This is a genomic window from Shewanella sp. SR1, from assembly GCF_020447145.1.
Taxonomy (GTDB): Bacteria; Pseudomonadota; Gammaproteobacteria; order Enterobacterales; family Shewanellaceae; genus Shewanella; species Shewanella baltica.
Genome location: NZ_JAJAEF010000044.1, coordinates 1 through 15902 on the forward strand (window position 1 = coordinate 1; position 15902 = coordinate 15902).

Sequence of the window (15902 nt, forward strand, 5' to 3'; positions counted from 1 at the left end):
GCCTAATTTAAAAGCTAAGGTGTAATCGCGTTGAGTACGCTTACGGCTTGAGTTACTTGATGTTGTCATAAAGAAGTCCTCTTTATGTCAACGTATTTCAGGACGGGACAACCAGCTAACAAAAGGGCGCCTCATTCGGCGCCCTTCTTTATGGAGCAACATCACGAATACTAGAATCCGCGCATGCTAAAACTCGCGCATGAGACGCTCAGGTCGAGGCAAGTAATGATCAGCATAATCAAGGGAGAAAACCACTGAGCTGGAACGGCCAACAATCTCATCCCGTGGCACAAAGCCAATGACCCGAGAATCAGCGCTGTTATCTCGATTATCACCCAGCGCTAGATAATGCGCGTCTGGCACAGTGACAGGTCCAAAATTAGCGAGCCTTGAGGCTACAGGATTAAGGCGAATACTGTGGGCCATACCGAGTAAGTTCTCCTGCATTTCGGTGACATCAGCGGGAGCATAAAGACTCAATGCTTGGGATGCGTAACTAAGGGGTTCTCCATTTAAATACAAACGATTATCCCGCATCATCACAGTATCGCCAGGCACAGCAATCACCCGCTTAATGAGTTTTTTATCGGCCTTTTTCGAATCGAACACCACGATATCACCGCGGGCAGGATCCGCCAGTTTGACTATGGCGATATGGGTAAATGGCACCCTAAGATCGTAGGCCATCTTGTTCACCAGAATGCGATCGCCCTCGACAATAGTCGGCAGCATAGAACCCGATGGCACTGTATTCCAATCAGCCACAGCGCTCCTGAACACTAACATTAAACTGATAAACAGAAAAAAGGAGCGGTTATCCTTAAGCAGTTTTGTTATTCCTTTGAACATATATTCCCTCTCTATGGCATGTATAAGCTAGTCGCTGTTCTCAGTTAGATAGACCCATTGCGTTGCACTAAGTTCTGTTGCTACCAGCTTAGGCACAGATCAATTTGTAAGCCGATGTAAAGACGCATGTTCATGCTCATATTCATATTCATATTCGAGTCATGCTCAAACTCAGCAGATTCAGCAGATTCAGCCAGACAATAAAAAAGCACTGAGCTTATGCGGCATCAGTGCTTTAATTGGTAACGCTGTTTATTTAACTCATAAACTCAAGTGTTAGCCCATGCAAGCAACCATTAGCTACCCGCCTTTAATAGCTCAGAGCAAGATTGGCTGAGCAATTGTCGGCAACGCCACACCCCAAGTAAGGCCACGATTAAAGCGCCAGAAACAGGGGCTATTCCCCACCAAGGCCAGTGCATATACACATTAAGCTCAAACACTTGCGTCTTAAGTAGATATAACGCAAATTCGGCCACTATGACGGCTAACACGCCTGCAATACCGCCAAGCAAGGCGAACTCTAAACCCGTCGCACTGCGCAATAACCATCCCGAAGCGCCAAAGGTACGCAGCACCGCCAGTTCCCGCTGCCGAGTTGCCATGCCCGCTTCAGTCTGTGCAATCAATACTAAGGCACTGGCCAGTAACACTAAGGCCAGCACTAAGGTCAGAGATAGCGACACTTGCTCGATGATCTGCCGTAACTGCCCCACCATAGCGCCCACATCGATGATCGATATGGTCGGGAACTGCTGAATAAGCGCAAGGATCACAGCATCCTTAGGCGTACCATCGGCACTCAGCGCTTGGCCGTTTGTTGACTGGTCATTTGTTGACTGGTCATTCGTAGCTTGCTGATCATTCAGATAAAAACTCGCCATTGAGGTATAAGCAAAGGGCGCGAGGGCTTCTTGGGTAAAAATCATAAAGAAGTTCGGCTGCAGCGTTTCCCAGTGCACGGCACGGATACTGGCAACCTTGACTGTGAGCTCTTGATTATCAATCACATAGGTCAACTTATCGCCAATGCCAATACCTAAACGGTCCGCCACGCCAGATTCCACCGACACTTCATCGGCCGCTTGATTAAAATGCCCCTCTAACAGTTCGTTATTGGCTGGTAGCGTATTGCGCCACGTTAGGTTTAACTCGCGGGAAATACCCACTCGGCCCTTTTCACCCGCTTCAGACTGTTCATTCGAAATCAGCGCTTCACCGTTAATTTGAGTTAAACGGCCACGGATCACAGGATAAATGTCCGTCGCAACAATGCCCTTAGCCGTCATAAAATCATTTAAGGGCTTAGCATCGTCGGGGGCGATATTAACGAGGAAGTAGTTAGGTGCATTTTCGGGCAACTGCTTTTGCCACTCGTTGAGCAAGTCTTGTCTTAACGCAAGAATCGTCAATAACAATACCAGTGCGGCGCTAAATCCCACCAATTGCACCGCATTTTGCCGCGCACGACGTCTGAGCCCTGCCAGTGCCAACTGTAAGGGATTGGTGGTCTTCATACCGACACTGTGGCCTAAACGTATCATCACAAAGCCAAGCACGCTTAACAGCACACCGAGCAGCAACACGGCCGCGACCACAGTCAGGGTCAAAGCCCAACTTTGGGAATACAAATAGCCCAGTAACGCCATCGCCCCTAAGCTCAAAAGCAGATGCAGCCACATCCCAAGTTGCAGGCCCTCTAACTGACGCTGTAGCACTCGTAGTGGCGGAATAGCCAGTAAGCGCATCAATGGATAAGCCGAAAACATAAAGGCGCTGATAAGCCCTGTGCTTACACCAAGCAGTAATGGCCGAGTGAGTGGCGGCGAATAGGCGGCAATTTCGGGCGGCAATAGATAACTGATCCCAAAATCGAGTAACACACCACCGACAAGGCCAAGCCCAATCCCCATTAACGTCACTAACAATAAGTGAGTGCCGAACAACAACCGAATTTGCTTTGCCGAGGCGCCAAAGGTTTTCAGCATGGCCACCACATCGTAATGGCGCTGACAATAACGCTGGGCGGCAATGCCTATCGCGGCGCAGGCCAGTGCAATGCCCATCAAACTAGCTAGCAGTAGGAAGCGCTCAGCTCGCTTAACGGCTCCCGCAATCGGCGAATCACCGGATTGCACATCGACCCAGCGCTGGGTGCTATTGAGAAGCGGTTTAACACTTTGCTCAAAGGCCGTAAGCGAGGCTTCATCACCAGCAAATTGATACAGATAGGTCACGCGGCTGCCCGGTTGAATCACTCCCGTTTTGGCGACATCTTCCATGCGCATCAATACCACGGGCGAGGAAGCAAAAGGATTAAAGCCCGCGTCGGGCAAGCGACTGATCTCATTGCTGAGCACAAATTCGCTGTTACCTAGTTCGATGGATTTGGGATAACCGAGGAGTCCACCTAAGCGAGTCTCAAACCAGATTTCACCCGCTTGAGGTAAAGCCTTGGTTTTACCGCTGGTGAGTTCAATGTCACCCTTGAGTGGATAACCCGTTTCAACGGCGCGAACTGTGACTAACTGAAACTTATCACCCGAATAGACCATGGAATTAAATTGCATGTTCGTCACATGCTTAAGCCCAAGATCTTCGGCTTTGGTTAAAATCGCCGCATCAATTTTAACCGGCGAATCGATAATCCGATCGGCGGCAATAAACTGCGAAGCTTGGCCAGTGATCGCCACTTGCAGCCGTTCACTCACCCGCGCCAACCCACTTACAGACAGTACCGCGAGCGTAATAGCGAGGATAATCAATAACAATTGCCCTTGCTGTAACTCGCGCTTAAACAGGCGCCATGCCAGACTTAACTCCATTGTTAAGCCTCCTTAGCATCGGCGAGCGGTGCTGTATGCGCCGTATCTTCCTGTAAATGGCCGTTATCCATCACGAGCTGCCGCTCACAACGCTTTGCCAATAGTAAATCGTGGGTGACGAGGATAAGAGTGGTGTGGCTTTCTTGATTCAGTTCAAACAACATATCGGCAATTTTATGGCCGTTGACGCTGTCCAAGTTACCTGTGGGTTCATCGGCAAACAGCACTGTGGGCTCACAAATAAAGGCACGGGCAATCGCCACCCTTTGCTGTTCTCCGCCCGATAATTGTTTGGGTAAATGGGTCAAACGATGGGATAAACCGACCCGCACCAGCATGGCTTGGGCTTTTTCCTTAGCATTGCTCACGCCCGCAAGCTCGGCGGGTAACATGACGTTCTCCAGCGCGGTTAAGGTATCCACTAACATAAAGGATTGAAAAATAAAGCTGACCTTCTGTTTACGCAGCGCGGCTTTTTGCTCTTCATTCAGTGGGGATAACGCCACGCCATCGAGCCAAATTTCGCCAGAGGTAGGCGTATCAAGCGCCGCAAGCAGCCCGAGCAGGGTAGACTTACCCGAACCCGACGGGCCAAGAATAGCCACACTCTCACCTTGCTTGACATCTAAGTTAATGCCCTTGAGGATAGTGAGCGTTCCTTCCTGAGTAGTCACTGATTTTTCGAGGTTAACAACATTGATGGCACTGTTTTTTAAGATGACGTTAGACATAGGATCCTTCTTATATAAATCGTTCTGGTATCAATCGAGAGCGAAGACCCTGGGGGCATTCATCCTATTGAGTGTATTCATGGCCACGCCTGCTCACGCAGCAAAGGTGTTGATCCTCGGCGACAGCTTAGGCGCTAGCTATGGTATGGCAGAACAGTCAGGCTGGGTGGCGCTGCTGCAAAAAAATCTGCCCGAACATCAATTTACTAATGGCTCAGTGAGTGGCGAAACCACAGCGGGCGGCTTACGCCGATTACCCGCCTTACTCGATTCCGTTGCCCCCGACCTTGTGGTCGTTGAACTGGGTGGTAATGATGGTTTACGTGGATTCCCCCCAACGCAACTTGAAAATAATCTAATCCAAATCATTACCCTAGCCAAAGATAGCGGCGCAAAAGTGCTGCTGACTGAGATCATGGTACCGCCTAACTATGGCCCTCGCTACACCCAAAAGTTCACCCAAGTGTATCAAGACATATCCAAAACACAGGATATCGTGTTGATCCCCTTCTTTATGCAGGATATCGCGCCCCATCCAGAATTAATGCAACGGGATGGCATTCACCCCAACGAAAAGGCGCAGACGCAGATAGCAACTTGGATGCAACCATGGATAGAAGATGCGTTAACCCAATAAAATAGCTGCTATTTTAAGCTGTCGAAACGCTTACTTAGCTAAACTCATGCTCAACGGATAAAAACGTGTTCTAACGCAAGATTAACCCTATAGATAAACAGTAAAATTCGTGTTAGCAAATGGTTAACTCAAACAAGGAGTCAATATGTCCCTTAGCCATCAGCAAAAAGTGTACATACCCAAGGAAGCCCGTACCAATCAATACATCACAGCCGAAATCAAGGTGACGGATGAACTACTGAGTCAATATCCTGATTATCAAAGCTGTTATCAAACCTTAAGCCGTTTGATATTTAATTTGGCAGAACAACACGATCTGCGTAATGTCCACGTGATCACTAACGATAAACTGCCTGTTGTCCGTTACCATACCGAAGCCTATTGCTTCCAAACCACTGAACAAATTCTATTTTTTTATAATCCAGCCTATCACGAAGCCCAAAATTTATTCTCGCAAGAAAACTATCGCGCCCGTAAACTGCGCATTGTCTTCCTTGCCACGGGTGAAGATATCCGCAGTAATTCCGCCAGTTTCCACATCAGAGTGCGTGAATTACTGACAGAATTGATGCCTTTAATGCCGATAAGCGATCTTAAAGTTAAGGTCCGCGACCATCAGCATTTATCCTATGATCTGTTCGCAAAAGCCAAGGGCTATAAAGAAACCTATGGCTATAAACTGCGTGCCATCGGCCCAAGATATAAAGCCAGAAAGTGCGAGTTACCAGAGAACGTCAGCTCTCTCACTTATGTGACAGTAAGCTTGCCACTGAGCCGCAAACTTAAGCAGGGTTTATTACCTGACTCGGCAACCGACTTTACGCCGTTATATCAACATCTTGAAGATTGCTTCCTCAAAGCGGCAGCCAACAGACAACTGACGCGTCTTGCCATGATAGCAAATGGCTTAACCCCGCTGGTGCGTAACAGTAAGTTTGAAAAACTCGACAGCAAAGCCGAAGTACAAATGATAGGGTTCGATCCTAATGCGACTGAGCAGCAAGTGATCCGTCGCTGGAATGCCGATAACTTAGTCGAAGCCGCGCACTTCACCATAGTCGCGGGCACCAAAGACTGTGATGATTCAGGCTTCGGACGCTTTATGAACAATGTCGAAACAGCCCTGAAGGCCTTCGCCGCAGATATCGGTGTAGACCCAGAGCGTGAAGATCTCGTCGTACGCTTCCATCAACATATCAGCTATCAAATCTGATTAACGCGACATTCGATTCGCTAAAACCCAAAGGGCGCATTAAGCGCCCTTTTCTTTCTGAATGTATTCAAGCTGATATCGGGTGATAACCTAGCTTTTCAACCAATGCTTTATGATAGTCACCACTTTATCGTAATCATCATCAAAGCTATGGCCACCGTCTAACTCCATCACAGTCACATTCGGCTGTTTTACTACTGGGCACAAATGCTTAGGGGCATCATCGTCTTTGCCATATAAGCACAGCATAGGCACTGTCGTCTGCTTATTCACCTCGGGCAACGTCAGATAACTCGCGGACTCATTGCTAGACGTGACGATTTCACTCACATGCACTTCAAAATCCGACGTCTGCGAAGGTGACAATAACACCCCGCCGAGGATCTTATGTCGATACTTGAGTGGCAGATCATTAAGTACAAAAGGAATGATTTCAGCGCCAAAAGAATAGCCAACCAATACCACCTTTTGTGTGCCAAATTCGGCCTCGTACTTATCGATAATGGCCATAGTATCTTGAGTCACATCCTTGGGATCTTTTTGTTTCCAGTAGTATTTTAGCGAACTCCACCCCACCACTGGCCAGCCCTGCTGTTGCAATAACTGGCTCACACCTTGATCTAAATTAGCCCAGCCACCATCGCCACTCATAAAGATGACTAAGGGCGGCTTTTTCGCACTCGCTCTGTCATTTGCGCTATTAGCGACTGGCAGAAGTGTCAGGCCGAGTGAGTCAGCAAAGTCATCGGCTAAGACACTAAAGCTACTGCAAAACATCATCATAAGGCTTAGTATTTTCACAAAGGATTTATTCATTGTTCACCTACTTTTTAAATACACCGGTTGCACCACGACTCGTTAATGTCACTAAACTGCCCACCACAATTGGTAGAGATAATCCGCCATAACAAATCAAATACTTGGCCTCCCACGTTGGATTAAATTTATCCTTGTATCTTCTAAGCCCCTGAAAGTTATAAAACTTATTGCCCTTCTTATACACAACCTTCGCCAACTTAGTCCAAAATGGCACCAACGCTCTGTCGGTCAAGCCTGACATCGGCGCCATCCCGAGATTAAACCTCTGATAGCCTTGCTGTTTTCCCCATAGCAATAGTTCAGTAAACAGAAAATCCATGATATTACTGCTCGATACTTTAGGCTCGTAACGCATCAGATCGACAGAAAATTCAACCTGAGCAGCACTCGCCCAAATATTTGAAAACGCCACGAGCTCACCGTTTGCATACACTAATGCCATAGGTGTCGAACACAGATAGGCTGCAGAGAAATAGCCGACCGAAAACCCCTTTTCACGCCCTTGCTTCGCCTTCAGCCAAGTCGATGATATGGCTTCTAATTGCGGCAGTATGGCCCTCACTTGGCTCGCCTCAATCACAGCAAAACTTAAGCCTTCACGCAGCGCCTTGGCATGACTCTGGCGCAAACTCCGATAGTGACTCGACGGTAAGTCAAATTGGTCGAGCTGAACAATCGCCTCCTCGCCTAATTTATATAAACCTAATCCTTGCTCTAAAAAGCTCGGCAGATATTTTTGCGTCACTTGATAAAACACCGGCCAACCGTCGTAGGCATCGCATAACTCCCTAAACTGCCACAACAAATCATCAAATTTATGTTGATTACCAATAGGATCGCCCATTACCACCCAGCAATGTCCAGCCCTTGCATACATAAGAAAGGCGTCTTTATCCTCGTTAAATAGGATTGATTTATCTTGCACTAAGGCTAAATAGCCATGACTGCTCGGCGACTGCGCGACAATCTCCATCGCCTGCTTTAATGAAGGCGTGTCCAGTTGTGGTGATTTAAGCTGAGTACGAGACGAGAAATAGCGCACGGCAAAGGCAAGCACGATAAAGATAGCAATCGCTCCTCCTCGCAATGCTCGCGATACATGGCTATCGGGGGAGAAGATAAACCAGAGTGAATGATCATAATCAACATCTTGATAGGAGAAAAATAATACCCAAATCATCAAGAATAAGGCGGCAGAAAGTGATAACAGCCAACCCAAAGAGTATTTAATCCCGACGACTGAACCCTTTCGATAGAACAAATTCTCACATGGCCACATCAATGCGTACACTAATCCGATCGCGAGTGATATTTCCCATTCCGCGCCCTTAAGCATAATAAATAACATGCCCACCAACAGCAGTTTTTTTGTTAATTCAAAGGCATTATGGTAGCGTTTAAATAACCCATGGGATAACAACAATAGCAAGACACCACTCACACTCAAAATGATGCTCGATATTTCGATGATCGGCAGCGGTACTAACTCACCTAACCAGTGATACTTATGAATAATTGAAGGGTTAACCACTGACAAGAGTAATAATAAACCCGAGCTAAATACACTGATACTCAGTAGCGGTGGTAACAGTTGGCGGATAAATGCAATTCGAGTATTTAATTTTACAATTTTATCTTTATTTGATAGCGCGATCGTAATAACAAAGTATGCCAAAGAAATTAAAAATGGAATAATGTAATAAATGATCCGATAGACAATAATGGCGCCGAGGATTTGCTCAACCGGTAAATATTGCGATAAGGCCACAGTTACGACGGACTCGAACACCCCAATACCACCCGGCACATGGGCAAGCACCCCAAGCGCATTCGCAACAAAGAAAATACTTAAGACCTGTATATAGCCCAAATTCTCTACCGCGGGCAGTAAGCTATAAAACAAGGTTCCTACGACAATCCAATCAAGTGAAGACACCAACAACTGTCTTAAAGATACAGATAACAGAGGTGGCGTAATTTCAAAGCCTCGAAAATTAAATGGCTTTTTCCGCAGCACACTCATCAGTAAATAACCTAATACACTGAGCAGCATGCCAATACCGAACACTGTGGTTAAGGAAAATAGCCACGTTGGTAAAGGTAAGGCTGATAATTGTTCAGCGGGAAAGCATACCAGTGCAATACCAAAAATAAAAAAGAGTCCGAGGAAGAATGTCACTGAACATGAAATGACTATTTGAGTAATTTTATTACCACTTAAGCCAAGTTCGGAATAAAACTTATATCTTATCGACGTCCCCGTTAACAGCGAGAAACCTATGGTATTGGAGAACGTAAAACCCAGAAAAGAAATAGGGACTATTTTACGATAAGGTATCTCCTTATCGATATTCCGAACGGCAATAAAGTCGTACAAGGTTAATAAAGAGTAACTTCCCACTGTGAGTAGTGCTGCACATAACAACTCAACAAATGAAAATCCTTTAACCTCTTTAATAATGTCACTTAATTGATATTCTTGCTCTAAATTATAAAGCAAGAGTAATGAGACAGTGAATATTATAAGGCTAATAAACACCCGCAATCGTCTCCCCATGTTAATCTCCAGCACCTAAGACTGATTCAGCTAAGGTTATTTAACGTCAACATTGAAACAGCATTAAAAATTAATTAACTTTAGTTTAATTTGTAACACCACTTTATCGACGGGATTTTTAACATAGGGATATTACATTCGCAATGGATTTACGCATTTGCTGCATGACGTTTTATTAATGTGCCTAACAAGCTGATAGCAATAGTGAGTGAATGATTTTAAATTGAGGGGGGGATAATATAAAAGCCAAAAAAATCTGCAATAGATACGCAGCTTTGGGCGTTAAGCGAAACAAAAAAGTGTGAATACTCAAAAAAGTATCCACACTAGATTCCGTTACATTGGACGGTTTTTCTCGATAAGACGATTAAAAATGGCATTCACAGATAAAGATGCGCCATGGGCAATTTTATCGGCAAGTTTCTTTCTCACCTGATAACGCATCTTATACACAGTACGCTCTGCGGCAAGTGACATAATCACATCATCACTGGTCGAAATCGCATCGACTAACCCTAATTCAATGGCTTGCTGGCCATACCAATGCTCGCCCGTGGCTACTTTCACTAAATCCAACTCAGGGCGATATTTACCGACAAACGCTTTGAATAAGACGTGGGTTTCTTCGAGTTCTTCTTGAAACTTCTGTCTTCCCTCATCGGAGTTTTCACCAAACACTGTCAAGGTGCGTTTAAAATTACCGGCCGTATGTTGCTCATAATCGATTTCATGCTTTTTCAGCAAACGATTAAAGTTCGGCAGTTGAGCGACAACACCAATTGAACCAACAATTGCAAAAGGCGCCGCATAAATTTTATTCGCAACACAGGCCATCATATAACCGCCACTGGCAGCCACTTTATCAACGCATACTGTTAGCGGAATTTCGGCTTGGCGTAGACGGTCAAGCTGGCTGGAGGCTAAACCGTAGCCATGCACCATACCGCCACCACTCTCGACATTAACAACCACTTCATCGCCTTTTTCCGCGATAGCTAAAATGGCACTGATTTCTTCACGCAGTGACGCAACCTCAGCAGCATCGATACTGCCCTTGAAATCGATCACGAACACTTTGCCCGTGCTAGTATCATCAGCAGCTTTGTCTTTCGCCTTTTCTTCAGCCTTTAATTGCTTTTCATAGGCTTTGAATTGCTTCTTTGAAAGGAGTTCTTCTTTTAAGCCATGCTTCAGTTCTTCTAACTCTTCAGACAGGTTAGTGATCCTCAGCTCGCCCTTATCTGACTTATGTTTAACAGTGGAAGCCAACACCACTATAATAACCGCAACGATTGCGACCACTATCGTGACGGCTTTCGCCAAAAACATTCCATACTCGTATAAAAATTCCAAAGTGCTCTCCGTTAGGGCGTTACATCAATCAGTCAATTGCGCGCTATTCTAACAGCCTAAAGGCCCATAAAAAAACCCAGCATTCGCTGGGTTTTTCCGATTAAGCGCAGATTAGTTAGGACAAGTCGCAATGACATCACTGTTTGTCACTAAAATCGTCGCATCGCCTTTACCTGCAGTCGCAGCATAGGTTGCTACTTGAGTCTGCATTTCAACGGTAGCAGCGGCAGCCATACCATCTGTAGCGTCCGTTTCACCTGGGCTCACAATCGAACTATGGTGACCTTTAGAGAAACGCACTACGCCATGACCTTTACTCGTACTATCGACACAAGGTAGGCCAATAGCAGAGATCAGCGGCTCAGTGCCCGATAACGGGAAGTTATCTACACGGTTCGGTAACACTTGATCAGGTAAGTTACCGTTGCCATCACCGGCTATTTCAATTAAATGAACAGGTAGACCCGTCGCTTTTAACGTAGCGGCATGGTTAATTGGATCAGCAGAATCCACAGCCGTTTGAACCGCAAAGGCAAACGTTGGAATAAACTGGGCATATACCGCCTGCACCAGTGCCGTATATTCAGGACTCCCCACCTCATACCCTGCAGTATTAGCCTTATCGACCAGCGCTTGGAAAGTCGCAGATGCCTTGATATTGCTAAACAGCACTGGACCAAAGGTTGCTGAACCCGCAAATGATCCTGCTAATCCCCCTGCTGGCGCGGCTAAGGATACAGCCTTGATGCCATATGCATTTGGCAAGGCATCACCCGTTGCTGGATTCTTCATGCCGGTGCTGGCATAGGTCGCAAAATCAGTGCCGACAATGGCGCCTAAACTCAGACCTTGAGCACTGATTTTAGACACGTCAAATAATTGTGGCTGACCTGCTTGTGCTAAGCCCTGTGCTAATCCTGTTAGAGCAAGACGAACACCTAAATGGTCCATCGTCGCTTGACGGAAATTATCACGCACCGACAAAGTACTAGAGATATTCACGAATACCAACGGATTACCATTTTTAAAGGCATCTGGTGTACCGACTACAGCCCCAAAAGAAGGATCGGTCGCAGAGACTTCATAAACCCCATCGCCGTTAGCATCGAACGAACGCGCCCCATGCAGTGGCATATCAATAGCAATAGTGGCAACGCCCATGGCCGCATACGAACCCGCATAGGCAAGTGACATTTCTTTGCCGCCACCTAAACCGTGCAGTGCGATTGTTGTTGGCCAGCCAGCCAATGGCGCTGTCGCTAGATCAGGATTATTGTACAGCGCTGCTAATTTAGCTGCATTAGGGATTGAAATCAGTACAGGTACTGTTTCATATCCTTTAATCGCTGGAATTGGGTTGAACTTGGTCAGATGCTTAGTTTTATCTACCGCTGTACCATCGTCTAACAACCAAGTTTTACCCGCCATTAGAGACGGATTGGCTAACGCATCGGCAGGGTTCGCAATACCATTGGCCACGGCTTGCATACCAAAATTATTTTGGCTGAGTGTGCCCGCTTGCAAAGCTAATAGTACCGAGACTGGGCTATCGCCTTGTGCTTTCCAATGACCATTAATTAATGGTTTGCCTTCTGCTGATAAACAACTGACCGAAGAGCAGTCACCGTAAATCGGCAGTTTGATTTTAGCGCTATACACATCGGCTAAATAAGCGGCTTTAAAGGCAGCACTATTTGAGTCCGTTAATCCCGCCGCTTGTGCAACAGTTATGCCTAAAGGCGTTGGCATCTGGGCAAAACTTGGCGCATAGGGAGACCCTGATTGTACCATCAATAGTTTAGTGGTTTCATACACATTAGCGACAGATTGTGTGGTGAATAAGCCGGTAAAGCTTATAGTTGATAAATCAACATTATGAGCCGCAGCTATGCCTTTCTCATAACTATTAATCAAAATCTGTAGGGACTTTTGTTCTGGTAACGGTAAGCCTAATGTATCAGAATCCATTCGAACCGCTTTATAAGTGCTAGATGTTACCAATGACTCGCCTTCAGAATCTCGTATGACATTAGTTGTTGCATAAATATACGATTGACCTGCTTTCAACGGCTTAATTGGAATGATGACAATCTGTTTACCGACAGCTTTAGAAACAAAGTCTACGCCAAATTGTAATTCACTACCGACTTTACAAGCCGAAGCCGATGGTTTTTGCTTACATTCAGGATCAGATGATAAAGGACCACCGACAGTGGCTTCAAACATTCTAACTGCACCGGGTAATCCAACGGTGTCTTCATCTAATGAAAGTACAACGCCCTTATGGACAAGCGTCACGTCATCAATTGGAATTGTAATGGGTGAAGTCGTAGACCAACCATCTAAAGCACCCAAAGCCATTTGAGGATCAGTGTAATCACTAGTGCCATCAGCCTTTTCCTTAGGCATATTTAATGTACCATCAACAGTACCATTAAATATTAGATCATTCGGAGTCGATAAAACTGGTGAAACCTTATTACCTGGATCAAATCCAATCGTTATACGCGATTCAGGGACGAGCGGTTCTGTCTTATCCTTGAGTTCGTTATAACTGTCCTCACCACATCCTGTGAGGCCCAGTGCAGATGCAATCGCAACACCCAAAATGAGTCTTTTCATCTTTTTTCCCCAAATCTTGTTGTAATAGTTTTGTTTTCCCCAAGAAATTAGTCACAATAGCTTTTAAATCTGTGACCAATAGGGCTTATGTTAGCCCCTAACTCATTTCAAGTTAACGTAAAAATATTGAGTTAGCCACAAGTTTGTCACAAACATTTTAGCTATTTATAACAAAGTTTCATTCATTTGTTTGAAACATGCGTTTATCACTTCGGCGACTCTAGAAGTGGCGGGCATTCTCGCCAAGAGGAAAAAGAGACTCATGTTGGAATATCAAGCAGCAAAAGATTTACTCAAAGGCAAAACAATTTTAGTGACAGGCGCTGGCGCTGGCATAGGTCGCACCGCTGCCATTGAGTTTGCAAAGCACGGCGCCACTGTGATTTTACTCGGTAAAACAGTGAAAAAACTAGAAGCGGTTTACGATGTCATCGAACAAGCCGGTTATCCAAAACCTGCCATAGTGCCATTAGATCTTAAGGGCGCGACGGAGCAAAATTATCGCGATATGGCCGATACCATAGCCGAGCAATTCGATCATTTAGACGGCTTATTACATAACGCGAGCCTGCTCGGTGCCCTAGGCCCGTTTGAACACATAGATATTTCATCACTCGAAGACGTACTCAAAGTGAACGTCACGGCCCAAGTTATGCTAACTAAAGCATTACTACCTGTGATGCGCCAAGCACCCAGTGCATCGATTATCTTTACGTCGAGCAGTGTGGGTCGTCAAGGCCGCGCCTACTGGGGACCTTATGCCTTCTCTAAGTTTGCCACCGAAGGCATGATGCAAGTCCTCGCCCATGAGTGCGATGGCACCTCGGTTCGGGTCAACAGTATCAATCCAGGTGCAACCCGCACTGAGATGCGCGCTAAAGCCTACCCAGCTGAGAATCCACTGGATCTCAAAACCGCAGAAGAGATCATGCCGACCTATTTATATTTAATGGGTCAAGATGCTAGCGCAGTGAATGGTCAGCAGTTCAACGCTCAGTAATCGCATCGCTTATCGGTTTAGCAGTATGATTCAGCAATAATAAAGGGCCTATTGATGGCCCTTTATTATTTTAGATATTCGCAAGATGGAGCTCTGTATTAATCCATGGGAATAAACAGCATAAAAACGCCGCACCGCCAATCTTAACTTAACTGAATTTTTGCAAAATAAATCATCGTTTTAGCTTTAGCGGCTCTGCTTGATTCATCAAGCAAATTCTGCGTATCTAGCGGTGAGTCAGCTAACTCATGGCTTGAGTAATAACTTACCCACAACTCATTTCCGTCAATCACAACGCCCGCATAACTGGTATCGCCCTTCGATGGCAGTGTCAGTAGTTCTTGAACCACGCCAGTATCAGGATGAATTTCAACTAAAGCCGTTCGAACTTGTTCATCGTATAAGCGCACCACAGCCAACAGGCGGGATTGATACATCAACATCACTGGCCCACCAATGCGCTTATCGAGTTCTTGCCATTGCCAATCGGTGAATGGCGCGCGACTGTGACCGAGTAAACCAACAAATTCAGGGCCCCAAACGGGATCGCGCCTCAAGAGACAAAAGCCGCTGTCTTGATCAAAAACAATGGCTGTTTCGTTGACATAACCTTGATTATTAAACACCTTTAGCCAAGTCTTGAACTGCACGCCATCATCACTCTTATACAACCGAGTGTCACCATCAGGTCCTGGGCGATAGCCCACACCATAGAGCGTATTTTGATGCTCGGTTAAACGCCATAACCAATAGCCCTTATCAGCTATCTTTAGCGCATCCGACCACACTCGCCCATCGGCTGAGCGCCAAAGATGTGATTGAAGACCCGACTTATCATGTAAGGTCCCGCCACCGAGTAAAAGCAATTCCCCTTGATATTCAATCAGTTTACCGTCGCGTAAATCAGCCTCTTCCGAACGAATAAGTGCCACGCTCTGCCACGTCTCGCCGCCATCCACTGAACGTAGAATACGCAAAGCGCCATCGGGTGACACATGGGCAGTCCCTTCACGGAAAACACAAAAAAGTGCTTCCTGAAACGCGATTAAATCGGTAAACGCATTATGGGCAGCTTGCTCCCAAATCCGTCGCACTGAAATTAGCTTCATCCATTCACTCCTCAATCCAGCTGACTCTTGTTATAACATAGCTGCAAATAACAGAAAGCAAAAAGGCCGCTAAGCGGTAATGCCGTTCACTTAAGAGTGAACGGCATTTTTCTTTGGTCTAACCGGAAACTTGTTTTTGCTCATTTTAAGGACTCGTGGATAAGCCCTTTCCCGTTTACCATCCAAC

The 15902-nt window shown here is 46.0% G+C and carries 11 protein-coding genes and 1 pseudogene; 3 read left to right on the plus strand and 9 right to left on the minus strand.

Annotated features, from left to right (window positions below; translation table 11 throughout):
* The 4 genes and pseudogenes from KV201_RS21805 to KV201_RS21820 all read right to left on the minus strand — a co-directional run.
* A pseudogene (locus KV201_RS21805) lies at positions 1-69 on the minus strand (valyl-tRNA synthetase); the annotation flags it as partial.
* Between the two features lie 117 nt (positions 70-186).
* On the minus strand, positions 187-849 hold the full coding sequence (lepB, locus tag KV201_RS21810) for a signal peptidase I (RefSeq protein ID WP_226060564.1): 663 nt from the start codon (positions 847-849) through the stop codon (positions 187-189).
* Between the two features lie 296 nt (positions 850-1145).
* On the minus strand, positions 1146-3674 hold the full coding sequence (locus KV201_RS21815) for an ABC transporter permease (RefSeq protein WP_226060566.1): 2529 nt from the start codon (positions 3672-3674) through the stop codon (positions 1146-1148).
* A gap of 2 nt (positions 3675-3676) precedes the next feature.
* Entirely contained in the window at positions 3677-4405 is a 729-nt protein-coding gene (locus tag KV201_RS21820; protein WP_006082172.1) for an ABC transporter ATP-binding protein, read from the minus strand.
* A gap of 79 nt (positions 4406-4484) precedes the next feature.
* Here KV201_RS21820 and KV201_RS21825 point away from each other — a divergent pair, with 79 nt between their 5' ends.
* Positions 4485-5042 (plus strand): arylesterase, encoded by a 558-nt coding sequence (locus KV201_RS21825; protein ID WP_226060567.1) that lies wholly within the window; start codon positions 4485-4487, stop codon positions 5040-5042.
* Between the two features lie 145 nt (positions 5043-5187).
* Complete coding sequence (locus tag KV201_RS21830) at positions 5188-6255, plus strand: DUF3083 family protein (RefSeq protein WP_006082174.1); 1068 nt, start codon at positions 5188-5190, stop codon at positions 6253-6255.
* A 90-nt stretch (positions 6256-6345) separates the two neighbouring features.
* Here KV201_RS21830 and KV201_RS21835 read toward each other — a convergent pair whose 3' ends face one another.
* From KV201_RS21835 to KV201_RS21850, 4 genes are all read right to left on the minus strand, one after another.
* On the minus strand, positions 6346-7071 hold the full coding sequence (locus KV201_RS21835; RefSeq protein WP_226060570.1) for a virulence factor: 726 nt from the start codon (positions 7069-7071) through the stop codon (positions 6346-6348).
* A gap of 7 nt (positions 7072-7078) precedes the next feature.
* A complete protein-coding gene (gene mprF / locus KV201_RS21840; RefSeq protein ID WP_226060571.1) occupies positions 7079-9631 on the minus strand; it encodes a bifunctional lysylphosphatidylglycerol flippase/synthetase MprF in 2553 nt (850 codons plus the stop codon).
* Between the two features lie 336 nt (positions 9632-9967).
* On the minus strand, positions 9968-10984 hold the full coding sequence (sohB, locus tag KV201_RS21845) for a protease SohB (protein WP_006082177.1): 1017 nt from the start codon (positions 10982-10984) through the stop codon (positions 9968-9970).
* 111 nt (positions 10985-11095) lie between these two features.
* Entirely contained in the window at positions 11096-13606 is a 2511-nt protein-coding gene (locus KV201_RS21850; protein ID WP_226060573.1) for a VolA/Pla-1 family phospholipase, read from the minus strand.
* A gap of 262 nt (positions 13607-13868) precedes the next feature.
* On the opposite strand from KV201_RS21850, the gene KV201_RS21855 reads away from it, so the two are divergent.
* Positions 13869-14606: a YciK family oxidoreductase gene (locus KV201_RS21855; RefSeq protein ID WP_006085424.1), complete on the plus strand. Its 738-nt coding sequence runs from the start codon at positions 13869-13871 to the stop codon at positions 14604-14606.
* 143 nt (positions 14607-14749) lie between these two features.
* Here KV201_RS21855 and KV201_RS21860 read toward each other — a convergent pair whose 3' ends face one another.
* Positions 14750-15715, minus strand: coding sequence for a hypothetical protein (locus KV201_RS21860; protein ID WP_012089552.1), 966 nt, complete (start codon positions 15713-15715; stop codon positions 14750-14752).
* Positions 15716-15902: the final 187 nt, after the last annotated feature.

What these genes read in the sequence shown, in the direction of transcription:
- KV201_RS21830 (WP_006082174.1), top strand. Translation starts at nt 5,188, where the DNA reads ATGTCCCTTAGCCATCAGCAAAAAGTGTACATACCCAAGGAAGCCCGT.
- KV201_RS21815 (WP_226060566.1), bottom strand. Translation starts at nt 3,674, where the DNA reads ATGGAGTTAAGTCTGGCATGGCGCCTGTTTAAGCGCGAGTTACAGCAA.
- KV201_RS21835 (WP_226060570.1), bottom strand. Translation starts at nt 7,071, where the DNA reads ATGAATAAATCCTTTGTGAAAATACTAAGCCTTATGATGATGTTTTGC.
- KV201_RS21855 (WP_006085424.1), top strand. Translation starts at nt 13,869, where the DNA reads ATGTTGGAATATCAAGCAGCAAAAGATTTACTCAAAGGCAAAACAATT.
- KV201_RS21825 (WP_226060567.1), top strand. Translation starts at nt 4,485, where the DNA reads ATGGCCACGCCTGCTCACGCAGCAAAGGTGTTGATCCTCGGCGACAGC.
- KV201_RS21820 (WP_006082172.1), bottom strand. Translation starts at nt 4,405, where the DNA reads ATGTCTAACGTCATCTTAAAAAACAGTGCCATCAATGTTGTTAACCTC.
- mprF (WP_226060571.1), bottom strand. Translation starts at nt 9,631, where the DNA reads ATGGGGAGACGATTGCGGGTGTTTATTAGCCTTATAATATTCACTGTC.
- lepB (WP_226060564.1), bottom strand. Translation starts at nt 849, where the DNA reads ATGTTCAAAGGAATAACAAAACTGCTTAAGGATAACCGCTCCTTTTTT.
- KV201_RS21850 (WP_226060573.1), bottom strand. Translation starts at nt 13,606, where the DNA reads ATGAAAAGACTCATTTTGGGTGTTGCGATTGCATCTGCACTGGGCCTC.
- KV201_RS21860 (WP_012089552.1), bottom strand. Translation starts at nt 15,715, where the DNA reads ATGAAGCTAATTTCAGTGCGACGGATTTGGGAGCAAGCTGCCCATAAT.